Consider the following 21193-nt stretch of genomic DNA (forward strand, 5'->3'; position numbering starts at 1 on the left):
CCCGCGCAACCCCTTGGTTCAGGCCTGGCGCGGGCGGCGTTAGCGGGACTGCTGCGTGGCGTCCGGCGGCGATGGCGGCGTGCCGGTCCAGCGCCGGCCCAGGATATCCCTGACGATCATCACCGAGATCAGGATCAGCATGACCGTGGTGACGAGGCCGCGCCAACGCGGGCGCGCGCCATCGGTGATGGGAAGGTGCTCCGACATGGCGGCCCGCCTTACGCCGCGTGCGGCACGGCGAGCGGTGCCTTCCGGGTCCGGGATCGCGTCCGCGATGCCTTGGCCTCGGGCAGCGGCGCGCCGGTCGGCGTGATCATGCCCCAGGCGCCATCCAGCGCGCCCGCGACAAGCTCGACGCCGAGCAGCCGCTCGCGCTCGAATGTGCCCGGCAGCGACAACTCGCCGGTTTTGGCCGCGGTGAAGCCGAAGCGGGCGTAGTAGGGCGCATCGCCAAGCAGGATCACGGCGCCGTGGCCGCGCGCCTTGGCCACCGCCAGCGCACGCCGCATCAGCGCGGCGCCGACGCCGAGGCCGCGGCAGTCGTCATCGACTGCCAGCGGCCCCAGCATCAGCGCGCTGCGGCCCCCCGCGCTGACGTGCCACAACCGCACGGTTCCAACCAGCCGGCCGTCCTGGCGCACGGCCGCAAGGCTCAGGCCTTCGGCGGGCGCGCGTCCGTCGCGCAGGCGCTGGCAGGTGCGCGTATGGCGATTACAGCCAAAGCAGGCATCCAGCAGCGCTTCGCGTGCGACGACGTCCGAGCCACGCTCCGCACGGATCGCGAACGGGGCGGCATCTCGGATGAGGGCAACGGGGGTGTTCCGTTTTGCAGTCATGGCACGTCAGTCCCCGCTTGCAACGGCATGTCGTACGCCGCGGCAAGCGTCGTTCAGGAAAATCGAAAATGATCGGGGAGGAGCCGGCGGGGCCGGCTCCCGGTTTATCGGGCCTCGAAAACGAGGCGGGTCAGATGTGGTAGGTCTTCAGCGGCGGAATGCCGTTGAACGCCACCGACGAGTAGGTCGACGTATAGGCGCCGGTGCCTTCGATCAGCAGCTTGTCGCCGATCTCGAGCGTCACCGGGAGCGGATACGGCAGCTTCTCGTACAGCACGTCGGCGCTGTCGCAGGTCGGGCCCGCGAGCACGCACGGCGTCATGTCCGCCCCGTCATGCGGGGTGCGGATGGCGTAGCGGATCGACTCGTCCATCGTCTCGGCGAGACCGCCGAACTTGCCGATGTCGAGATAGACCCAGCGCACCTCGTCCTCGTCGCTCTTCTTCGAGATCAGAACGACTTCGGTCTCGATGATTCCAGCATTGCCGACCATGCCGCGGCCCGGCTCGATGATCGTCTCCGGAATCTGGTTGCCGAAATGCTTGCGCAGCGCGCGGAAGATCGACCGGCCATATTGCAGGACCGGAGGAACGTCCTTGAGGTACTTGGTCGGAAAGCCGCCGCCCATGTTGACCATGGTGAGGTTGATCCCGCGCTCGGCGCAGTCACGGAACACGGTCGACGCCATCGCGAGCGCGCGGTCCCACGCCTTCACCTTGCGCTGCTGCGAGCCGACATGGAACGAGATGCCGCACGGCTCCAGGCCCAGGCGCTTGGCGAGGTCGAGCACGTCGACCGCCATCTCCGGGTCGCAGCCGAACTTGCGCGACAGCGGCCACTCGGCGCCGGCGCAGTCATAGAGGATGCGGCAGAACACCTTGGCGCCGGGGGCGGCGCGGGCGATCTTCTCGACCTCGGCGGCGCAATCGACCGCGAACAGGCGAATGCCGAGCGCGAAGGCACGCGCGATGTCGCGCTCCTTCTTGATCGTGTTGCCATAGGAGATGCGGTCCGGCGTCGCACCGGCGGCCAGCGCCATCTCGATTTCCGCAACCGTCGCGGTGTCGAAGCAGGAGCCGAGCGAGGCCAGCAGCGACAGCACTTCGGGCGCCGGGTTGGCTTTCACCGCATAGAACACGCGGCTGTCCGGCAGCACCTTGGCGAAGGTCTGGTAATTGTCGCGCACGACTTCGAGGTCGACGACGAGGCACGGCTCGGTGTCGAGTCCATCCTGGCGGCGGTGGCGCAGGAATTCCTGGATACGTTCAGTCATGGCACTCTCCAACGGCCCCAGCGACGGGATCCGCATCAACGTGACGTCGGGTAAGAGCGCTTCGGCCACATCGCGCGATGGAGGCGCGTTGAGGCCAAGAGACTCAAACCAGACTGTGCTGCCGTGGATTGGTTGGGAGAGTTTCCCGCCCGATCACCTGGCAATGAAGGACAAGCCTTTTCAGTAGCCCGGGCCGGCGTTGGACCGCCGGTAGAGACCAAAAAAGCCCGATCCGTCGTTGCTTTAAGTCGCGTCCCCCGTTGAGAGCGGGGTGCGCCGGTTCGCCTCCGGCTGCCAGTCACGGTTGCAAAGAGTGGTGAGACCTTCAACGGCATCCCTGGAGAGAGATGCTGGCCGCCTCGTGTCCTGATGGACGTAAGCGACCCTCGGTTCTTCCACCCCTTGGCGGCTGTCCGGCCTCTTGTCCGGATACCTACCGACTGACACACGACCACAGGCACGTGCGAAATTGGGCAAGGCAGGAAATAAGTCTTTTGACTTCGTGGCGCAAGAATTTTTTTGCGATAGCGGCAAATTTCCCTAACGCGTGCTTGCGATGTCGCGCGCAGCACGCGTCGGATGCGCTGAAGATGAACGGCTGTTAAGAATCACTAACGAAGCGTGTGTGCGTTTTAGCCCTGTGCCGCAGCGCTTTCTTGAATCGCTCAAGCTCACGCGCGACGCGTGAACGGCTCGACGCGCTGCGCTGCGCGGATGAAGGCGATCATGATCAGCACGCCGATGCCGAACAGCACCGCCTGCAGGATGTGCGCGGCGACGTCGTCGAGCCCGAGCAGAATCGCGAGCGCCCAGCCGCCGGCGAACGCCGCGCCGAACACTTCCGCGCCGATCAGGATCGCCGCCGAGATCACGGTGATGACGCTTGGCCAGGCGATGGTGCGGTTGCCTGAGTTGGAGGGCTGCATGGTCATGAAATAGGTCCTGTTCAGGGGGCGCAATCTCTCCGAAAAGTGCCCATCTATCAAGCGCAAAAGGCCCAAAAATGCCGTATCGCGTGATATAGATCGGGCAGCATTTTCAAGGCGAAAAACGGGACATTCGATGTCAGAAACCAGCGCAGACGCCAAGGCTCAGGCTCTTGCCAACCCCCTCCTGAAGGCATGGCGGACGCCGCTCGAGACGCCGCCGTTCGCCGAGATCAAGCCGGAGCATTTCCTCCCCGCTTTCGAGCAGGCTTTCGCCGATCATTCCGCGGAAGTGACTGCGATCACCCATGATCCGGCGCTGCCCGACTTCGACAACACCATCACCGCGCTGGAGCGCTCCGGCAAGCTGCTGTCGAAGGTCTCGGCGGTGTTCTACGACCTGGTCTCGGCGCATTCGAGCCCGGCGATCCTGGAGATCGACAAGGAGGTGTCGCCCCGGATGGCGCGGCACTGGAATCCGATCATGATGAACGCTGTGCTGTTTGGCCGCATCGCCATGCTGCACGAGAAGCGCGCCTCCCTCGGCCTGACCGGCGAGCAGATGCGGCTGCTGGAACGCACCTACACCCGCTTCCGCCGCTCCGGCGCCGGCCTCGACGATGCGGCAAAGGCCCGCATGGCCGAGATTAACGAGCGCCTCGCCCATCTCGGCACCTCATTCAGCCATCATCTGCTCGGCGACGAGCAGGAGTGGTTCATGGAGCTCGGCGAGGCCGACCGCGCCGGCCTTTCCGACACATTTGTGGCGGCCGCCAAGGCTGCGGCGGAAGAGCGCGGCATGCCGGGCAAGGCGATCGTGACGCTGTCGCGCTCCTCGGTCGAGCCGTTCCTGCAGAGCTCGTCGCGGCGCGACCTGCGCGAGAAGGTCTACAAGGCCTTCACGGCGCGCGGCGACAATGGCAACGCCAACGACAACAACGCGACCATCGTGGAGATCCTCAGGCTGCGCGAGGAGACCGCCAAGATCCTGGGCTTCCCGACCTACGCCGCCTACCGCCTCGAGGATTCCATGGCCAAGACGCCGGAGGCCGTGCGTGGCCTCCTGGAGCGGGTCTGGAAGCCGGCGCGGGCCCGGGCGCTCGCCGACCGCGACGCGCTGCAGGCGCTGATCGCGGAGGAGGGCGGCAATTTCACCCTGGCGTCCTGGGACTGGCGCTATTACGCTGAGAAGCTGCGCCAGCGCCGCGCCAATTTCGACGATTCCGCGATCAAGCCCTATCTGGTGCTCGACCACATGATCGAGGCCGCGTTCGACTGCGCCACCCGCCTGTTCGGCGTCACCTTCGAGGAGCGCAAGGATATCCCGGTCTGGCATCCGGACGTCCGGGTCTGGGAGGTCAGGGGCCGCGACGGCCAGCACAAGGCGCTGTTCTACGGCGACTACTTCGCGCGACCCTCGAAGCGCTCCGGCGCCTGGATGACCTCGCTGCGCGACCAGCAGAAGCTCGACGGCGACGTCGCGCCGCTGGTCATCAATGTCTGCAACTTCGCCAAGGGCGCCGCTGGCGCGCCGTCGCTGCTGTCGCCCGACGACGCGCGGACCCTGTTCCACGAGTTCGGCCATGGCCTGCACGGCATGCTGTCCAACGTGACCTATCCGTCACTGTCCGGAACCAGCGTGTTCACCGACTTCGTCGAGCTGCCCTCGCAGCTCTATGAGCACTGGCAGGAGCGGCCCGAGGTGCTGCAGCGCTTCGCCCGCCACTACGAGACCGGGGAGGCACTGCCGGACGACCTGCTCAAGCGCTTCCTTGCCGCGCGCAAGTTCAACCAGGGCTTTGCCACCGTGGAGTTCGTCTCCTCTGCGCTGATCGACCTCGAATTCCACACCCAGCCGGCAGCGGCGAGCTGGGATGTCCGCGCCTTCGAACAGAAGGAGCTGGAGAAGATCGGCATGCCCGCCGAAATCTCGCTGCGGCACCGGCCGACGCAGTTCGGCCACATCTTCTCCGGCGACCACTATGCCTCCGGCTACTACAGCTACATGTGGTCGGAGGTGATGGATGCTGACGCCTTCGGCGCCTTCGAGGAGGCCGGCGACATCTTCGATCCCGCGACCTCCAAGCGGCTGCATGACGACATCTATTCGTCGGGCGGCTCGCGCGATCCGGAGGAGGCCTATGTCGCCTTCCGTGGCCGCGAGCCCGAGCCGGACGCGCTGCTGCGCCGTCGCGGCCTGCTCGAGACGCCTGAGGCGGCCTGAGGTGCGGCCGTCGTTGAACCGGCTGATCGGCTGGCTCGTGGTCGCGGTGTCCGTCGTGCTCGGCACGGCGGCCGCCGAGGCTCATCCGCATGTCTGGATCGTCGCCAGGAGCGAGCTGATCTACGCGCCCGACGGCACCATCACGGGGGTCCGGCACGCCTGGACGTTTGACGACATGTTCTCGACCTACGCGCTGCAGGGCATCGAGACCAAGGTGAAGGGCGCCTACAGCCGCGAGGAGCTGGCGCCGCTGGCGCAGACCAATGTCGAATCGCTGAAGGAATACGCCTACTTCACCTTCGCCAAGGGCGACGGCAAGAAGCAGAAGTTCACCGAGCCGGTCGACTATTTCCTCGAATACAAGGATTCGGCGCTGACGCTGCACTTCACCTTGCCGGTGAAGACGCCGTTCAAGGCCAGGCAGCTCTCGCTCGAAGTGTTCGACCCGACCTATTTCATCGACTTCCAGTATGCCGAGAAGGAGCCGGTCAAGCTGGTCGGCGCCGCGGCGAACTGCAAGATGCAGTTCGAGCGGCCGAATAGCGACGGCACCGCCGCCGCGCAGAAGCTCGGCGAGCAGACCTTTCTCGACGGCGGCAACGGCAATTTCGGCATGATGTTCGCCAACAAGGTCTCGGTGGAGTGCCCATGACGCCGATCGTCTCGCGCATGACGCGCGGCCTCGCCGTGGCCGCGGCCGTACTGACGGCGTTTGCGCTGCTCGATGGCGCCGTTCATGCGCTGCTGGCACAGAATCCGTTCGGCGCGCCGCGCGCGGCGGAGCCGCAGGGCGGGTTGGTCGGTTGGCTATTGGCGAAACAGTCGGAGTTTTACCGCGAGATCTCCCAGACCATCCGCGCCGCGAAATCCGACGGTTCGGCGGTCTGGACCCTGCTTGTGATCTCCTTTGCCTACGGGATTTTCCATGCCGCCGGCCCCGGCCACGGCAAGGCGGTGATCTCATCCTACATGGTCGCCAATCGCGAGACCGCGCGGCGCGGCATCGTGCTGTCGTTCGCCTCGGCGCTGATGCAGTCGGTGGTCGCCGTTCTGATCGTGGGCATCTGTGCCTGGCTGCTCAACGCGACCGCGAAGACCATGTGCGGGGCGGAGAAGGCGATCGAGATCGCAAGCTACGCGCTGATCGCGGCATTCGGCGCCCGGCTGGTGTGGGTCAAGGGCGGCGGCTTCTTCCGTGCGCTGCAGATGCCGCGCCCGACGCTGGCGATGGCCGGCGCGCATCAGCACGATCACGACCACCATGATCACGATCACCATGACGGCCATGATCACCGTCACCGTCACGCGCATGACGATCACGGGCATCATCATGATCACGGTCACGATCACGGGCATGACGCGCAGCACGTCCATGACGAGCATTGCGGCCATTCGCACGGGCCGACGCCGGCCGAGCTCGCCGGTCCTGGCGGCTGGCGGCGGGGGCTCGGCGCGATCCTCACGGTCGGGATCCGGCCCTGCTCGGGCGCGATCCTGGTGCTGGTGTTCGCGCTGGCGCAGGGCCTGTTCTGGGCCGGCATTGCCGCGACCTTCGTGATGGGGCTCGGCACCGCCATCACGGTGGCGGCGATCGCGCTGGTCGCGGTGTCGGCGCGCGGCGTGGCGGAGCGGCTGAGCGCGGCGCGCGACGGCGGCGGCATGGTCATCATGCGCGGCCTGGAGTTCGCCGCCGCGGGCCTTGTGCTGCTGTTCGGGCTCGGGCTGCTGTTCGGCTACATCGCGGCCGAGCGCGCGACGTGCCTTTGAAGTCACCTCGCCCCGCTTGCGGGGAGAGGTCGAAATTCGCGTGCGCGAATTTCGGGTGAGGGGGAGTCTCCGCACGCTCGCTTCCATCGAATTTGCGGAGACGGCCCCTCACCCCAGCCCTCTCCCCGTAAGAACGGGGAGAGGGAGAAGAAACAGGCTCAACTCGTCAGATAGCCCCTGATCGCCGGCAGCAGGAAGATCGCGATGTTGATCGCAAATCCGATGCTCCAGAGGATCGAGCGCAGCGTCGGGCGGTTGCCGATATAGGTGAAGACGTAGGCGATCCGCACGATCAGGAACAGCACGGCGAGCTCGTCGATCAGCCGCAGCGGGCCGACGCGGAATTCGGCGAGCAGCACGGCGAAGGCGAAGAACGGGAAGGCCTCGATGCCGTTCTGGTGCGCGCCGAGCGCCCGCGAGCGGATCGGGTCGTCGTAGAAGTCGGGATCGCGCGGCCTGGCATTGTCGAAGCTGCGGAAGCCGGTCCACTTCACCGACACGATCGTCAGCAGCGAGAGCATCAGCGTCCCGAAGACGCACCATTCGGCGATCGTCATGGTTCCCCCTTATTCCGCAGGGGAACGTAGCCAACCCGCACTCGGCTTGACAAGGTTGGAGCAACGCGCGAAGCCCAAAGCTCCCAGGCGAAGGATATCAAGCGCAAGGCCATCATGAGCACGGTGATCCCCTTCGAGAGCGCGAAGTCTGCCGCGGCGCCGAAGCCGGAACGCGTCGGCGTGCTGCTGGTCAATCTCGGCACGCCCGATACGGCGGATGCCGCCGGCGTGCGGGTCTATCTCAAGGAATTTCTGTCCGATCCGCGGGTGATCGAGGATCAGGGCCTGCTCTGGAAGCTGATCCTCAACGGCATCATCCTGCGGGTCCGTCCGGCCCGCAAGGCGCGCGACTATCTGAAGATCTGGAACACCGAGAAGAACGAGTCGCCGCTGAAGACCATCACGCGCTCGCAGGCCGACAAGCTGGCGGAGGCGATCGCCGATCACGACCACGTCGTGGTCGACTGGGCGATGCGCTACGGCAACCCCTCGATCAAGCAGCGCATCGAGGCGCTGGCGGCGCAGGGCTGCGGCCGGCTGCTGGTGGTGCCGCTCTATCCGCAATATTCCGCCGCGACGTCGGCGACGGTCTGCGATGAGGCGTTTCGCGTGCTGGCCGGCATGCGCGCACAGCCGATCCTGCGGGTGACGCCGCCTTACTACGACGATCCCGACTACATCGAGGCGCTTGCGGTCTCGATCAATGCGCACCTCGCGACATTGCCGTTCCACCCCGAGATCATCGTCGCGTCGTTCCACGGCATGCCGAAGGAGTATGTCGACAAGGGCGATCCGTATCAGGCGCAATGCATCGCCACGACCAATGCGCTGCGCAAGCGGCTCGGGCTCGATGCCAACCGGCTGATCCTCACCTTCCAGTCGCGCTTCGGCAAGGCCGAGTGGCTGCAGCCCTATACCGACAAGACCGTCGAGAAACTCGCCAAGGACGGCGTGCGGCGCATTGCCGTGGTCACGCCCGGCTTCTCCGCCGATTGCCTGGAGACGCTGGAGGAGATCGCGCAGGAGAATGCCGAGATCTTCCGGCACAATGGCGGCGAGCAATTCGCGGCGATCCCCTGCCTCAACGACAGCGACGGCGGCATGGACGTGATCCGCCAGCTCGTGCTGCGCGAGCTGCAAGGCTGGATCTAACAAGGCTGGATTTAACAAGGCTGGATTTGATTGTTAACGATCCGTGACACCGGGCACGGGCATTCGTTGGCATCTGGTCATCCGACAGCAGCTTCCTATGTGCTAGGGAGAACAACAGCCGGCTGAACCGGCGGAGCGGTCCTGCCGACCAATGCACGACCGTGACTGGCGACGGTCTCGCCGGCCCTGGAGGACTTTATGACTGGCTTCGACGTTTTCGCGATCGCGTTTGTTCTTCTCGTCATCGTTACGCTGTTCGCCGGGATCAAGACCGTTCCGCAGGGTTTTGACTGGACCATCGAGCGGTTCGGCAAATACACCCGCACGCTGTCGCCCGGCCTCAATTTGATCGTGCCCTATTTCGATCGCATCGGGCGCAAGATCAACATGATGGAGCAGGTGATCGACATCCCCGAGCAGGAGGTGATCACCAAGGACAACGCTACCGTGACGGTGGACGGTGTCGCGTTCTACCAGGTGTTCGATGCCGCCAAGGCAAGCTACGAGGTCGCCAATCTCAACCAGGCGATCACCGTCCTGACCATGACCAATATCCGCTCGGTGATGGGCTCGATGGATCTCGATCAGGTGCTGTCGCATCGCGACGAGATCAACGAGCGGCTGCTGCGCGTGGTCGACGCCGCGGTGTCGCCCTGGGGCGTCAAGGTCAACCGCATCGAGATCAAGGACATCGTGCCGCCGGCCGACCTCGTCGAGGCGATGGGCCGGCAGATGAAGGCCGAGCGCGTCAAGCGCGCCGACATTTTGCAGGCCGAGGGCCAGCGGCAATCCGAAATCCTGCGCGCCGAGGGCGCCAAGCAGGGTCAGATCCTGCAGGCCGAGGGCCGCCGCGAGGCCGCCTTCCGCGACGCCGAGGCGCGCGAACGGCTTGCCGAGGCCGAGGCCAAGGCTACCCAGATGGTGTCGGAATCGATCGCCAAGGGCGACGTCGCCGCGCTGAACTATTTCATCGCCGACAAGTATATCAAGGCGTTCGGCCAACTCGCGGAATCGCCGAACCAGAAGGTCCTGATGCTGCCGATCGAGACCTCGAGTGTGCTGGGCTCGCTGGCCGGCATCGGCGAGATCGCCCGCGCTACCTTCGGCGAGAGTGCGGCGTCCGCTACGGCCGCAGCACGGCGCGGCGGCTCAGTGCCGCCGGCCGGCCCGACGGCGCCGCCTCCGGTGCCGCCGCAGCGGTAAGGGCGTGACGGCGTCGCGCCCGCAATGGTAGAGGTCACGTCATGGCCGAGATGTTTTCGACATTGGGTACCTGGAACTGGCTGATCTTCGGCTTCATCCTGATGGCGCTGGAGCTTGTGGCGCCCGGGGTGTTCCTGTTCTGGCTCGGGCTCGCGGCACTGCTGGTCGGCCTGCTGTCGTTCGCCTTCACGCCGTCCTGGCAGATACAGCTCTTGATGTTCGCAGTGTTCGCCGCCCTGGCGGTGCCGGCATGGCGGCATTTCGCGAAGGGCGCGACGGCGGCAAGCAAGACCAATCCCTTCCTCAACCGCCGCAACGAAGCCCTGGTCGGCCGCGAATTCACGCTGGAGAAGCCGATCGTTGACGGTTCAGGCACGGTGCGGATCGACGATACGGTGTGGCGCGTCGCCGGCCCCGATGCGCCGGCCGGCAGCCGGGTGAAGGTCGTCCGCGCCGACGGCGCCAGCCTGACGGTGGCGATCGCTTAGTCTGGCCTGAGCCATCGACGACGACTCGGCCCCGAGCGTCGGATGCTGCTTCGGGCGAGTAATCCGTAGCCCGGGTGAGCCAACGGGTCGCGCGCATGCGCGCCCGATGACAGGCTCCGCGATACCCGGGGAAACCGGTCCCGCATGTCGCTCCGCTCATGCGGGCTACACACTGACGGCCGCCGAGGTCTAGCTGCCGCCCTGCTTGCTCCAGCGCTCGGCGAAGCGGTTGAGCGGCGTGAATGTCGCAAATAGCTCGCGGCCGAGCGCGGTGAGGCCGTAACCATCCTCCGTCAGCTCGACGAAGCCGGCCTCGCGCAGCTCCGTCAATCGCGTCTGCAGGATCGTCGGCGAGGCCTCGTCGCAGGCCGTGCGCAGCGCGCGCGAGGTCAGCGCGCCCTCGCGCAGCTCCCAGATGATGCGCAAGGTCCAGCGCCGTCCCAATAGATCGAGCAGCGCCATGATCGGGCGGCCGGTCCGCGAGCCGCGGACGCCGGGTCTTGTGACTGGGCCCTGCTTCGGCATGTCGCGCATTCCTTTCGAATTCCTCTTGCGAGGCGCTACAGATATTGTAGCATTTCGCTACATTAAATGTAGCAACGGGATCAGCCCATGTCACGCCTCGCGCCGCTCGATCCGCCCTATCCGGTGGACGTTCAACAGCATTTCGATCGCATCATGCGCGGCAAGCCACCGCTGGTACTGTTCCGCGTGATGGCCGGCCATCCGCGCGCCTGGGAGAAGTTTCGCGGCGGCAGCCTATTGGACCGCGGGCCGCTTCCCTTGCGGGCGCGGGAGATCGTGATCGACCGCACCTGTGCGCTCAATGCCTGCGAATATGAATGGGGCGTCCACGTCACGGCGTTCGGCGCGGCCGCCGAACTGACGGAGCAGCAGGTCCACGCCACCGTGCGCGGTGCGGCCGATGCCGGCTGCTGGTCGCAGGCCGAACAGGCAATGATCGCGGCAGTCGACGCGCTGCATGCCCGCGCGACATTGAGTGAGGAGGAATTCGCGGCGCTGTCGGCGCACTACGATGAGGACCAGATCCTGGAGATCATCCTCTTGTGCGGCTTCTACCGCACGGTCTCCTACCTCGCCAACGCGCTGGCCCTGCCGCTGGAGGAAACCGCGGCGCGGTTTCCGAGGTAATCATCGTCATTGCGAGGAGCGAAGCGACGAAGCAATCCATTTCTCGCAAGAGGAGAGATGGATTGCTTCGCTTCGCTCGCAATGACGGAAGAAAGCGCGGCTCTACGCCACGCCCGCCCGCAGCAGATCGTGCAGATGGATGATGCCGACCGGCTTCTTCGCATCGGTCACGATCAGCGTCGTGATCTTCGAGGCGTTGAGCAGCTCCAGCACTTCGCCGGCGAGCGTATCGCGGCTGATCGTCTTCGGCGTCCTGGTCATGACCTCGTCGACCGACAGCGTCAAAAGGTCGGGGCGCATCTGCCGGCGCAGATCGCCATCGGTGACGATGCCGACGAGATGGCCGTGGCGGTCGACGATGCCGACGCAGCCAAAACCCTTGGAGGTCATCTCGACCAGCGCATCCGACATCTTGGTGCCGAGCGGCTTCAGCGGCAGCGCGTCGCCGCCATGCATCAGGTCGCGGGCATATTTCAGGAGCGCGCCGAGCTTGCCGCCCGGATGGAGCACGCTGAAATCGGTCGAGGTGAAGCCGCGGCCCTCGAGCAGCGCGATCGCCAGCGCATCGCCGAGCGCCAGCATCATCAGCGAGGACGTGGTCGGCGCCAGATTGTGCGGGCAGGCCTCGCGGGCCTTCGGCAGCGTCAGCTGCACGTCGGCCGCCTTGCTCAGCGTCGAGTCCTTGTCGGCCGTCATCGCGATCAGCGGAATGCCGAAGCGGGCGGCATAAGCGATCAGGTTGCGCATCTCCGGCTGCTCGCCGGACCATGACAGCGCCAGGATCACGTCATCGATCGTGATCATGCCGAGATCGCCATGGCTCGCTTCGGCGGCGTGCACGAAGAACGCCGGCGTGCCGGTCGAGGCAAAGGTCGCGGCGATCTTGCGCCCGATATGGCCGGACTTGCCGAGCCCGGTGACGATCAGCCGTCCCTTGGCATTGCCGATCAACTCGGACGCGGCGGCGAACGGCGCGCCGAGGTCGGACTTCAGTGCCGCGGAGAGGGCTGCGACGCCGCTTGCTTCGGCATCGAGGGTGCGGAGCGCCGATTGAACGGCGCCGTCATCGGGGCCGGATGATTTGGTCATCAGCGGTTTCGGTTTGGCCATTTAGAATTCCAAGGAAGGGCTTTGCACCCGGGCGTCTCCCTTAGCACGTTCGATTCCGCGATGCGACGCGCGGCGGCCGATCCTCAACGGCTCATTAACCATAATTGTTTTAACTCCATTAACGACGTTTTCCGCCGCCCGGCGGAGTGCGTCCGACAAGTATGTGAATTCGTTGGAGTTTTTCCATCGTGTTGCGGCGGCCAGCAAGCGGCCCAGACCGGCGTGGACGCCTTGTCCGCGCGGTTTTGCCATGTCCGGCCGTGACCGCTCTGGCGCTGACCGTGACCACAGGGCTCGCTGCGGCCCAGACCGTGACGCCCGATCTGTTCAGTCCCAATCGCCAGAGCCAGGTGATCACACAGGATTCGCCGCTGCGCCGGACCATGGCCGACGCCATGGATCCGCTCAACGGCCTGAAGCTGCCCGACGCCGATCGCGATCGCCGTTCCTCCTCGTCTTCATCGACATCAACATCGACGACGCGGATCGGGCAGGTCCCGACCTACGGGCTCCCCGCGGCGAACGGCGCCTCGACGTCGGGCTATGACTCGCTCAACCGCAAGCGCCAGAAGCCGAAATACTATCCGGGTCAGGCCAAACCGAAGCCGCCGGCCGGACCCGGCTCGCCGCAGCCGACGCCGGTGCCATTGAACGGCACGGGGCAGCTGCGGCTGTCGATCCCGCCCTCGGAGACCGCCAACAAGACGCCGCTGCCGCCGGCGATGGCCGGTACCATCGTCGGCCAGCCGCCGCGCAAGCGGCTCAGGATCGACGACGATCCGTTCGGCGCGGTCGGCGACTACGCCGGCTCGTTCATGGTCAAGACCGCGGTCGAGGCGATGGCCGGCTACGACACCAATCCGGGCCGGCTCTACTCGCCGCAGGGCAGGGCGTTCTACATGGTCGCGCCGGAATTCCTCGCGGTCTCCGACTGGGAGCGTCACGCCGTCGTCGCCGATTTGCGCGGCTCCTTCAACGGCTATGGCTCCGGGCTGACGCCGAACGCCGACGGCACGCCGCTGTCGGCGCCGCTCGACATCGACCGTCCGAATTTCACCGGCCATATCGACGGCCGTGTCGACGTCACCAAGGACACGCATCTGCTGGGGCAGGCCCGCCTGCTGGTCTCGACCGACAATCCCGGCAGCCCGAACGTGCAGGCCGGCCTCGCCAGATATCCGATCTACACCACGGTCGGCGGCACCTTCGGCATCGACCAGCATTTCAACCGCATGCAGGTTTCGCTCGGCGGCACCGTCGACCGCACCGACTACCAATGGTCGAAGCTCACCGACGGCACCTCTTCGTCGAACGACGACCGCAACTTCACCCAATACGGCGGCGTCGGCCGAGTGAGCTACGAGCTCAACCCGGCGGTGAAGCCGTTCGTCGAAGTCGAGGGCGACAGCCGCTTCCACGATCTCTATCTCGACCGCAACGGTTACGCGCGCAATTCATCGGGCGGTTACGCCAAGGTTGGCACGTCGTTCGAGTTCACCCGGCTGTTGTTCGGTGAGATCTCGATCGGCTATGCCATGCGCGACTATGTCGACCCGCGGCTTAGCCGACTCGAAGGCCTGCTCACCACGGCCTCGCTGACCTGGACCGCGACGCCGCTGACCACGGCAAAGTTCTATTCCGACACCCAGATCGGCGAGACCACGCTGCCCGGCACCTCGGGCGTGCTGTCACGCACCTACACTGTCGAGGTCGATCACGACTTCCGCCGCTGGCTGACCGGCATCGGCAAGTTCACCTACGGCACGCTCGATTACCAGGGCGATAACCGCACCGACACGATCTACTCGGTGTCAGGCGACCTGATCTACAAGCTGACCCGCAGCCTCTGGATCAAGGGCACGCTGCGCCGCGACTGGCTGGATTCCAACCAGCCGGGACAGAGCTCGGCGTCGACGGTGGTGATGCTCGGCGTGCGGGTGCAGAATTAGCGGCGAGGGTGCGCAAGTCGCATCTCAAATGAGGTGTCGTGCCTCGCGAACGCGGGGCACGCAGTATGCCGCGGCTTCTCCGTTGTTCTCTGACGTCTCTGGAATACTGGATCGCCCGCTTTCGCAGGCGATGACAGTTCAGTGTGTGGAGATAGCTTGCCGAAACCGCCGAGGGCTCACCCCGGCAGATCCGTCTTCCCCATCAGGAAGGTGTCGATCGAGCGCGCGCACAGGCGGCCTTCGCGGATCGCCCAGACCACCAGCGACTGGCCGCGGCGCATGTCGCCGGCTGAGAAGATCTTCGCGCGCGAGGTCTGGTAGTCGTGCAGAGAGGCGCGGACGTTGCCGCGCTGATCGAGCTCGACGCCCAGCGTCTTGAGCAGGCCCTCGTGCACCGGATGGACGAAGCCCATCGCCAGCAGCACGAGCTCGGCGTCGAGCGTGAACTCGGTGCCGGGCAGCGGCTTGAACTTATCGTCGACCTTGACGCAATGCAGCTTCGTCACCTTGCCGTCGACGCCTTCGAACTTCGTCGTCAGCACGGCGAATTCGCGCACCGCGCCTTCGGCCTGGCTCGACGACGTGCGCATCTTCAGCGGCCAGTTCGGCCAGGTCACGCCCTTGTTCTCGTGCTCGGGCGGCGCCGGCATGATCTCGAGCTGGGTCACCGACTTTGCGCCTTGCCGGAAGGAGGTGCCGATGCAGTCCGAGCCGGTATCGCCGCCGCCGATCACGACGACATGCTTGCCGCCGGCGAGGATGTCGGCGGCACCGTTCAGCGGCTCGCCGGAGACGCGGCGGTTCTGCTGCGGCAGGAAGTCCATCGCGAAGTGGATGCCGGAAAGCTCGCGGCCGGGAATCGGCAGGTCGCGCGGAGCTTCCGCGCCGCCGGTCAGCGCCACGGCGTCATACTGCTTGGCGAGCTCTTGCGGATCGATCGCACCGGGCGTCGAGCCGCCCACGGCCTTGCCGTAGTGGAAGGTGACGCCCTCGGCTTCCATCTGCGCCACGCGGCGATCGATGATGCCCTTCTCCATCTTGAAGTCGGGAATGCCGTAGCGCAGCAGGCCGCCGGCCTTGGCGAACTTCTCGTAGACATGCACCTCGTGGCCGGCGCGCGCGAGCTGCTGCGCGGCGGCCATGCCGGCGGGACCCGAGCCGATCACGGCGACCTTCTTGCCAGTCTTAACGGCAGCGATCTCCGGCTTCAGCCAGCCATTGTCCCAGGCGCGGTCGACGATCGCGCATTCGATGGTCTTGATGGTGACTGGGTTGTCGTCGATGTTGAGCGTGCAGGACGCCTCGCACGGCGCCGGGCAGATGCGGCCGGTGAATTCGGGGAAATTGTTGGTCGAGTGCAGGTTGCGCGAGGCTTCTTCCCAGTTGCCCTGATAGACGAGATCGTTGAAATCGGGGATCTGGTTGTTGACCGGGCAGCCCGGCGTGCCCGGCGCGGTCGAGCCGGTGCCGTGGCAATAGGGGATGCCGCAATTCATGCAGCGCGCAGCCTGGTCGCGCGTGTCCTTCTCGCTCAGCGGAATGACGAATTCCCTGAAGTTCTTGAGTCGATCGGCGACCGGCTCGTACTTGCGGTCATGCCGCTCGATCTCGAGAAAACCTGTGATCTTACCCATTGAAACCCGATGCCCCTGCATCTCAGTTGTTCCGTCATTCCGGGCTGCGCCGAAGGCGCAGACCCGGAACCTTGAAGTTGCCTTGCGAGATTCCGGGTTCGCGCCTTGCGCGCCCCGGAATGACGCGTGATGAACCCTACGCGCCGATCGCGATCTTCGGCTCGGCGTCGGCGTTCGCCTTCATTTCCTTCAGCGCGCGGCGATACTCGACCGGCATCACCTTGCGGAATTTCGGCAGCCAGCTCTTCCAGTCGGCGAGGATCTCCGCCGCCTTCTTCGAACCCGTCAGCTTGGCGTGACGCGTGATCAGGACGTGCAGCCGCTCCACGTCGGAGTCGAGCAGGTTCTGGAACACGTCGACCCGGCCATGCGCCTCGAGATCGCCGGAGTGGTGGTAGGTGTCGGCGTTGATCATCTCCTCCGACAGCACCGGCTCGAGTTCGACCATCGAAAGATTGCACAGCTTGTCGAAGTCGCCGGCCTCGTCCAGCACATAGGCGATGCCGCCGGACATGCCGGCCGCGAAGTTGCGTCCGGTCTTGCCGAGCACCACGACGATGCCGCCGGTCATGTATTCGCAGCAATGATCGCCGGCGCCCTCGACGACCGCGACCGCGCCGGAGTTGCGCACCGCGAAGCGCTCGCCGGCGATGCCGCGGAAGTAGCACTCGCCCGCGATCGCGCCGTACATCACGGTGTTGCCGACGATGATCGACTCTTCCGGCACAATGCCGGAGATCTTCGGCGGCTTGACGATGATGCAGCCGCCCGAGAGGCCCTTGCCGACATAGTCGTTGCCTTCACCCTCGAGCTCGAAGGTGACGCCCTTGGCGAGCCAGGCGCCGAACGCCTGTCCCGCCGTGCCCTTCAGGCCGACATGGATGGTGTCGAGCGGCAGGCCGGCATGGCCGTAGATCTTGGCCACCGCGCCCGACAGCATCGCGCCGGCGGAACGGTCGGTGTTGTTGATCTCTTCCTCGATCTTGACCGGGGCGCCGCGATCGAGCGCGGCCTGCGCCTTCTCGATCAGCCGGCGGTCGAGCACGGCTTCCAGATGATGGTTCTGGCTCTCCGAGTGATAGATCGTCTGGCCCTTCTCCTCCTTCTGCCGCACGAACAGCTTGGAGAAATCGAGGCCCTTGGCCTTCCAATGCGAGACCAGCGCGGTCTGGTCCAGCATCTGGACCTGGCCGACCATCTCGTCGAACGTCTTGTAGCCGAGCTGCGCCATGATCTCGCGGACTTCCTCGGCGACGAAGAAGAAGTAGTTGATGACGTGCTCGGGCTGGCCGGTGAAGCGCTTGCGCAGCACCGGATCCTGGGTCGCGACGCCGACCGGGCAGGTGTTGAGGTGGCACTTGCGCATCATGATGCAGCCCGCCGCGATCAGGGGGGCGGTGGCGAAGCCGAACTCGTCGGCCCCGAGCAGCGCGCCGATCACGACGTCACGGCCGGTGCGGAAGCCGCCATCGACCTGGACCGCGATGCGGCTGCGCAGCTGCTGGCGCACCAGCGTCTGATGGGTCTCGGCAAGACCGATCTCCCACGGCGAGCCGGCATGCTTGATCGAGGTCAGCGGCGAGGCACCGGTGCCGCCCTCGAAGCCCGCGATGGTGACATGGTCGGCGCGCGCCTTGGCGACACCGGCGGCAACCGTGCCGACGCCGACCTCGGACACCAGCTTCACCGAGACCTGGCCGTCCGGATTGACGTTCTTGAGGTCGTAGATCAGCTGGGCGAGGTCTTCGATCGAGTAGATGTCGTGATGCGGCGGCGGCGAGATCAGGCCGACGCCCGGCGTCGAATGCCGGACGCGGGCAATCGTCGCGTCGACCTTGTGGCCGGGCAACTGGCCGCCTTCGCCGGGCTTCGCGCCCTGCGCCATCTTGATCTGCATCATGTCGGAGTTGACGAGGTATTCCGTCGTCACGCCGAACCGGCCCGAGGCGACCTGCTTGATCGCCGAGCGCATCGAGTCGCCGTTGGGCATCGGCTTGAAGCGGTCGGACTCCTCGCCGCCTTCGCCGGTGTTCGACTTGCCGCCGATCCGGTTCATCGCGATCGCGAGCGTGGTGTGCGCCTCGCGCGAGATCGAGCCGAACGACATCGCGCCGGTCGAGAACCGCTTGACGATGTCCTTGGCCGGCTCGACGTCCTCGAGCTTGACCGGCTTGCGCTTGTCGTCCTCGGCGCTCTTGATCCGGAACAGGCCGCGCAGCGTCAAGAGACGCTCGGACTGCTCGTTGAGGATCTTGGCGAACGCCCGGTAGCGCTCCTGCGAATTGCCACGCACGGCATGCTGCAGCGTCGAGACCGATTCCGCGGTCCAGGCGTGGTCCTCGCCACGGGTGCGGTAGGCATATTCGCCGCCGACATCGAGCGCGCTTTTGTAGATCTGGCCGTCGCCGAACGCGTCGGTATGACGCCGCACGGTCTCCTCGGCGATTTCGCCGAGGCCGACGCCCTCGATTCGGGTGTGGGTGCCGGCGAAATACTTGGCGACGAAGTCGGCCTTCAGGCCGACCGCGTCGAAGATCTGCGCGCCGCAATAGGACTGGTAGGTCGATATGCCCATCTTGGACATCACCTTGAGCAGGCCCTTGCCGATCGACTTGATGTAGCGCTTGACGATCTCGTAGTCGTCGAGCGCGCCGGGCAGCCGGTCCTTCATCGCGAGGATGGTTTCGAACGCGAGATAGGGGTTGATCGCTTCGGCGCCGTAGCCGGCGAGGCAGGCGAAGTGATGCACCTCGCGCGGCTCACCGGATTCCACGACGAGGCCGACCGAGGTGCGCAGGCCGGTGCGGATCAGGTGATGATGCACGGCGGCGCAGGCCAGCAGCGACGGGATCGGAATCCGGTCGGTGCCGGTCATGCGGTCCGACAGGATGATGATGTTGATGCCCTCGCGCACCGCGCCCTCGGCACGTGCGCAGAGCTCGTCGAGCACCTGCTCCATGCCCGCCGCGCCGAACCCGGCGTGGAAGGTGGTGTCGAGCGTGCGCGACTTGAAGTGGGTCTCGGCGACGTCGGAGATCGAACGGATCTTTTCCAGATCCGCGTCGGTCAGGATCGGCTGCCGCACCTCGAGGCGCTTGGTCGAGGCGACGCCCTGCAGGTCGAACAGGTTCGGCCGCGGCCCGATGATCGAGACGAGGCTCATGACGATTTCCTCGCGGATCGGATCGATCGGCGGGTTCGTCACCTGCGCGAAGTTCTGCTTGAAGTAGGTGAACAACTGCTTCGGCCTGTCCGACAGCGCCGAGATCGGCGTGTCGTTGCCCATCGAGCCCGCGGCTTCCTCGCCGGTGGCCGCCATCGGCGTCATCAGGATCGCGATGTCTTCCTGGCTGTAGCCGAACGCCTGCTGCCGATCGAGCAGCGGCAGGTTGGAGCGCACGCCCTTGGCCGGCGCATCCGGCAGCTCCTCGAGCTGGATCTGGGTGCGATGCAGCCAGTCGCTGTAGGGATGGCTCTTGGCGAGGTCGGCCTTGATCTCGTCGTCGGGAATCAGGCGGCCCTGCTCGAGGTCGACGAGCAGCATCTTGCCGGGTTGCAGCCGCCACTTGGTGACGATCTGGTCCTCCGGAATCTTCAGCACGCCCATTTCGGACGCCATCACGATGCGGTCGTCCTTGGTGACGAGGTAGCGCGCCGGGCGCAGGCCGTTGCGATCGAGCGTGGCGCCGATCTTGCGGCCGTCGGTGAAGGCGATTGCGGCCGGGCCGTCCCACGGCTCCATCAGCGCGGCATGATATTCGTAGAACGCGCGGCGCTGCTCATCCATCAGGGGATTGCCGGCCCACGCTTCCGGAATCATCATCATCACGGCGTGCGGCAGCGAGTAGCCGCCCTGCACCAGGAATTCGAGCGCGTTGTCGAAGCAGGCGGTGTCGCTCTGGCCTTCATAGGAGATCGGCCACAGGCGGCTGATGTCCTTGCCGTAGAGCTCCGAATGCACCGAAGCCTGTCGCGCCGCCATCCAGTTGACGTTGCCGCGCAGCGTGTTGATCTCGCCGTTATGGGCGATCATCCGGTAGGGATGCGCCAGCGACCAGGTCGGGAAGGTGTTGGTCGAGAAGCGTTGATGCACCAGCGCCAGCGCGCTGTCGAAGTCGGCCTCATGCAGGTCGGGATAGTACTTGCCGAGCTGGTCGGCGAGGAACATGCCCTTGTAGATCACGGTGCGGCACGACAGCGAGCACGGATAGTAGCCCGCCATGCCGCGGTCGCGGCGCTGATAGATCGCCTGCGAGATCGACTTGCGCAGGATGTAGAGGTGGCGCTCGAAATCGTCCTCGGTCTTGGCCGCACCATTGCGGCCGATGAAGACCTGCATGTGGTAGGGCTCGGTCGGCTTCACGGTGACGCCGAGCGATGAATTGTCGCTGGGCACGTCGCGCCAGCCGAGCAGCTTGAAGCCCTCGTTCTTGATCTCGTCGGCGATGATGCTCTTGATCACGTTCCGCCACGCGGCATCGCGCGGCATGAACAGCGCGCCGATGGCGTATTCGCCGGGCTGCGGCAGCTTGAAGCCGAGCTCCGCGGTCTTGCGCGCGAAGAAGGCGTGCGGGATCTGCACCAGGATGCCGGCGCCGTCACCGGCGCGCGGGTCGGCGCCGACGGCGCCGCGATGCTCGAGGTTGCACAGGATGTTCAGCGCGTCGGAGACGATCTGGTGCGACTTCTGGCCCTTGATGTTGGCGATGAAGCCGACGCCGCAGGAATCCTTTTCCAGGCTGGGATCGTACAGGCCCTCGGCTTCGGGGCGCCAAGTATGCAACTCACGCGCGGGCTCGGCGGCTTTCGAGTCCGCGGTCGCCGACAGCGTTCCTGCCACGATGTTTTCGCGCTCGAATTCCGACCCGCTCATGTGTCCTCTCCCTTTCGTAAGGGCCCCACCGTATTTGGCGCACCTTGGA

At 65.8% G+C, this 21193-nt stretch carries 17 protein-coding genes; 8 read left to right on the forward strand and 9 right to left on the reverse strand.

Features of this window, described 5'->3' with window-relative positions:
- Positions 1-39 precede the first annotated feature (39 nt).
- The 4 genes from ACVI1L_RS19475 to ACVI1L_RS19490 form a co-directional block, all read right to left on the reverse strand.
- Positions 40-207 (reverse strand): hypothetical protein, encoded by a 168-nt coding sequence (locus tag ACVI1L_RS19475; RefSeq protein ID WP_456783577.1) that lies wholly within the window; start codon positions 205-207, stop codon positions 40-42.
- An 11-nt stretch (positions 208-218) separates the two neighbouring features.
- A complete protein-coding gene (locus tag ACVI1L_RS19480; protein WP_456783578.1) occupies positions 219-836 on the reverse strand; it encodes a GNAT family N-acetyltransferase in 618 nt (205 codons plus the stop codon).
- A gap of 130 nt (positions 837-966) precedes the next feature.
- Positions 967-2109: a type III PLP-dependent enzyme gene (locus tag ACVI1L_RS19485; protein WP_057016239.1), complete on the reverse strand. Its 1143-nt coding sequence runs from the start codon at positions 2107-2109 to the stop codon at positions 967-969.
- Between the two features lie 671 nt (positions 2110-2780).
- Positions 2781-3041 (reverse strand): hypothetical protein, encoded by a 261-nt coding sequence (locus tag ACVI1L_RS19490; RefSeq protein WP_168857868.1) that lies wholly within the window; start codon positions 3039-3041, stop codon positions 2781-2783.
- 130 nt (positions 3042-3171) lie between these two features.
- Here ACVI1L_RS19490 and ACVI1L_RS19495 point away from each other — a divergent pair, with 130 nt between their 5' ends.
- From ACVI1L_RS19495 to ACVI1L_RS19505, 3 genes are read left to right on the forward strand one after another with little or no spacing between them, the layout of a single operon-like run.
- Positions 3172-5259 carry a M3 family metallopeptidase gene (locus ACVI1L_RS19495; protein WP_456783579.1) on the forward strand — a complete coding sequence of 696 codons (2088 nt, stop codon included), beginning with the start codon at positions 3172-3174 and terminating at the stop codon, positions 5257-5259.
- Positions 5260-5272: 13 nt separating this feature from the next.
- Positions 5273-5911, forward strand: coding sequence for a DUF1007 family protein (locus ACVI1L_RS19500; RefSeq protein ID WP_168857883.1), 639 nt, complete (start codon positions 5273-5275; stop codon positions 5909-5911).
- Entirely contained in the window at positions 5908-7026 is a 1119-nt protein-coding gene (locus ACVI1L_RS19505; RefSeq protein ID WP_456783580.1) for a nickel/cobalt transporter, read from the forward strand. The genes ACVI1L_RS19500 and ACVI1L_RS19505 overlap by 4 nt, the downstream gene beginning before the upstream one ends.
- A gap of 158 nt (positions 7027-7184) precedes the next feature.
- Here ACVI1L_RS19505 and ACVI1L_RS19510 read toward each other — a convergent pair whose 3' ends face one another.
- Positions 7185-7583 (reverse strand): MAPEG family protein, encoded by a 399-nt coding sequence (locus ACVI1L_RS19510; protein WP_016842609.1) that lies wholly within the window; start codon positions 7581-7583, stop codon positions 7185-7187.
- A gap of 114 nt (positions 7584-7697) precedes the next feature.
- Here ACVI1L_RS19510 and hemH point away from each other — a divergent pair, with 114 nt between their 5' ends.
- The 3 genes from hemH (at position 7698) to ACVI1L_RS19525 (ending at position 10426) form a co-directional block, all read left to right on the forward strand.
- On the forward strand, positions 7698-8735 hold the full coding sequence (gene hemH, locus ACVI1L_RS19515) for a ferrochelatase (RefSeq protein ID WP_057016241.1): 1038 nt from the start codon (positions 7698-7700) through the stop codon (positions 8733-8735).
- Positions 8736-8933: 198 nt separating this feature from the next.
- Complete coding sequence (locus ACVI1L_RS19520; protein WP_076827695.1) at positions 8934-9938, forward strand: SPFH domain-containing protein; 1005 nt, start codon at positions 8934-8936, stop codon at positions 9936-9938.
- Positions 9939-9979: 41 nt separating this feature from the next.
- On the forward strand, positions 9980-10426 hold the full coding sequence (locus ACVI1L_RS19525) for an NfeD family protein (RefSeq protein WP_057016243.1): 447 nt from the start codon (positions 9980-9982) through the stop codon (positions 10424-10426).
- 189 nt (positions 10427-10615) lie between these two features.
- Here the strand turns inward: ACVI1L_RS19525 and ACVI1L_RS19530 are convergent, their stop codons facing one another.
- Complete coding sequence (locus ACVI1L_RS19530) at positions 10616-10951, reverse strand: winged helix-turn-helix transcriptional regulator (protein ID WP_168857872.1); 336 nt, start codon at positions 10949-10951, stop codon at positions 10616-10618.
- 87 nt (positions 10952-11038) lie between these two features.
- On the opposite strand from ACVI1L_RS19530, the gene ACVI1L_RS19535 reads away from it, so the two are divergent.
- Positions 11039-11578, forward strand: a complete 540-nt coding sequence (locus tag ACVI1L_RS19535) for a carboxymuconolactone decarboxylase family protein (RefSeq protein WP_168857873.1) — start codon at positions 11039-11041, stop codon at positions 11576-11578.
- 102 nt (positions 11579-11680) lie between these two features.
- Here ACVI1L_RS19535 and ACVI1L_RS19540 read toward each other — a convergent pair whose 3' ends face one another.
- The gene (locus ACVI1L_RS19540; protein ID WP_057016246.1) at positions 11681-12688 is read right to left on the reverse strand and encodes a KpsF/GutQ family sugar-phosphate isomerase; all 1008 of its coding nucleotides are present in this window, start codon (positions 12686-12688) and stop codon (positions 11681-11683) included.
- Positions 12689-12948: 260 nt separating this feature from the next.
- On the opposite strand from ACVI1L_RS19540, the gene ACVI1L_RS19545 reads away from it, so the two are divergent.
- Positions 12949-14637: an outer membrane beta-barrel protein gene (locus tag ACVI1L_RS19545; protein WP_456783581.1), complete on the forward strand. Its 1689-nt coding sequence runs from the start codon at positions 12949-12951 to the stop codon at positions 14635-14637.
- A 176-nt stretch (positions 14638-14813) separates the two neighbouring features.
- Here the strand turns inward: ACVI1L_RS19545 and ACVI1L_RS19550 are convergent, their stop codons facing one another.
- Together ACVI1L_RS19550 and gltB are read right to left on the reverse strand one after the other, a co-directional pair.
- On the reverse strand, positions 14814-16271 hold the full coding sequence (locus tag ACVI1L_RS19550) for a glutamate synthase subunit beta (RefSeq protein ID WP_168857876.1): 1458 nt from the start codon (positions 16269-16271) through the stop codon (positions 14814-14816).
- A gap of 136 nt (positions 16272-16407) precedes the next feature.
- A complete protein-coding gene (gltB, locus tag ACVI1L_RS19555; protein WP_057016248.1) occupies positions 16408-21144 on the reverse strand; it encodes a glutamate synthase large subunit in 4737 nt (1578 codons plus the stop codon).
- Between the last annotated feature and the right edge of the window lie 49 nt (positions 21145-21193).

Source organism: Bradyrhizobium sp. USDA 4516 (assembly GCF_054055915.1).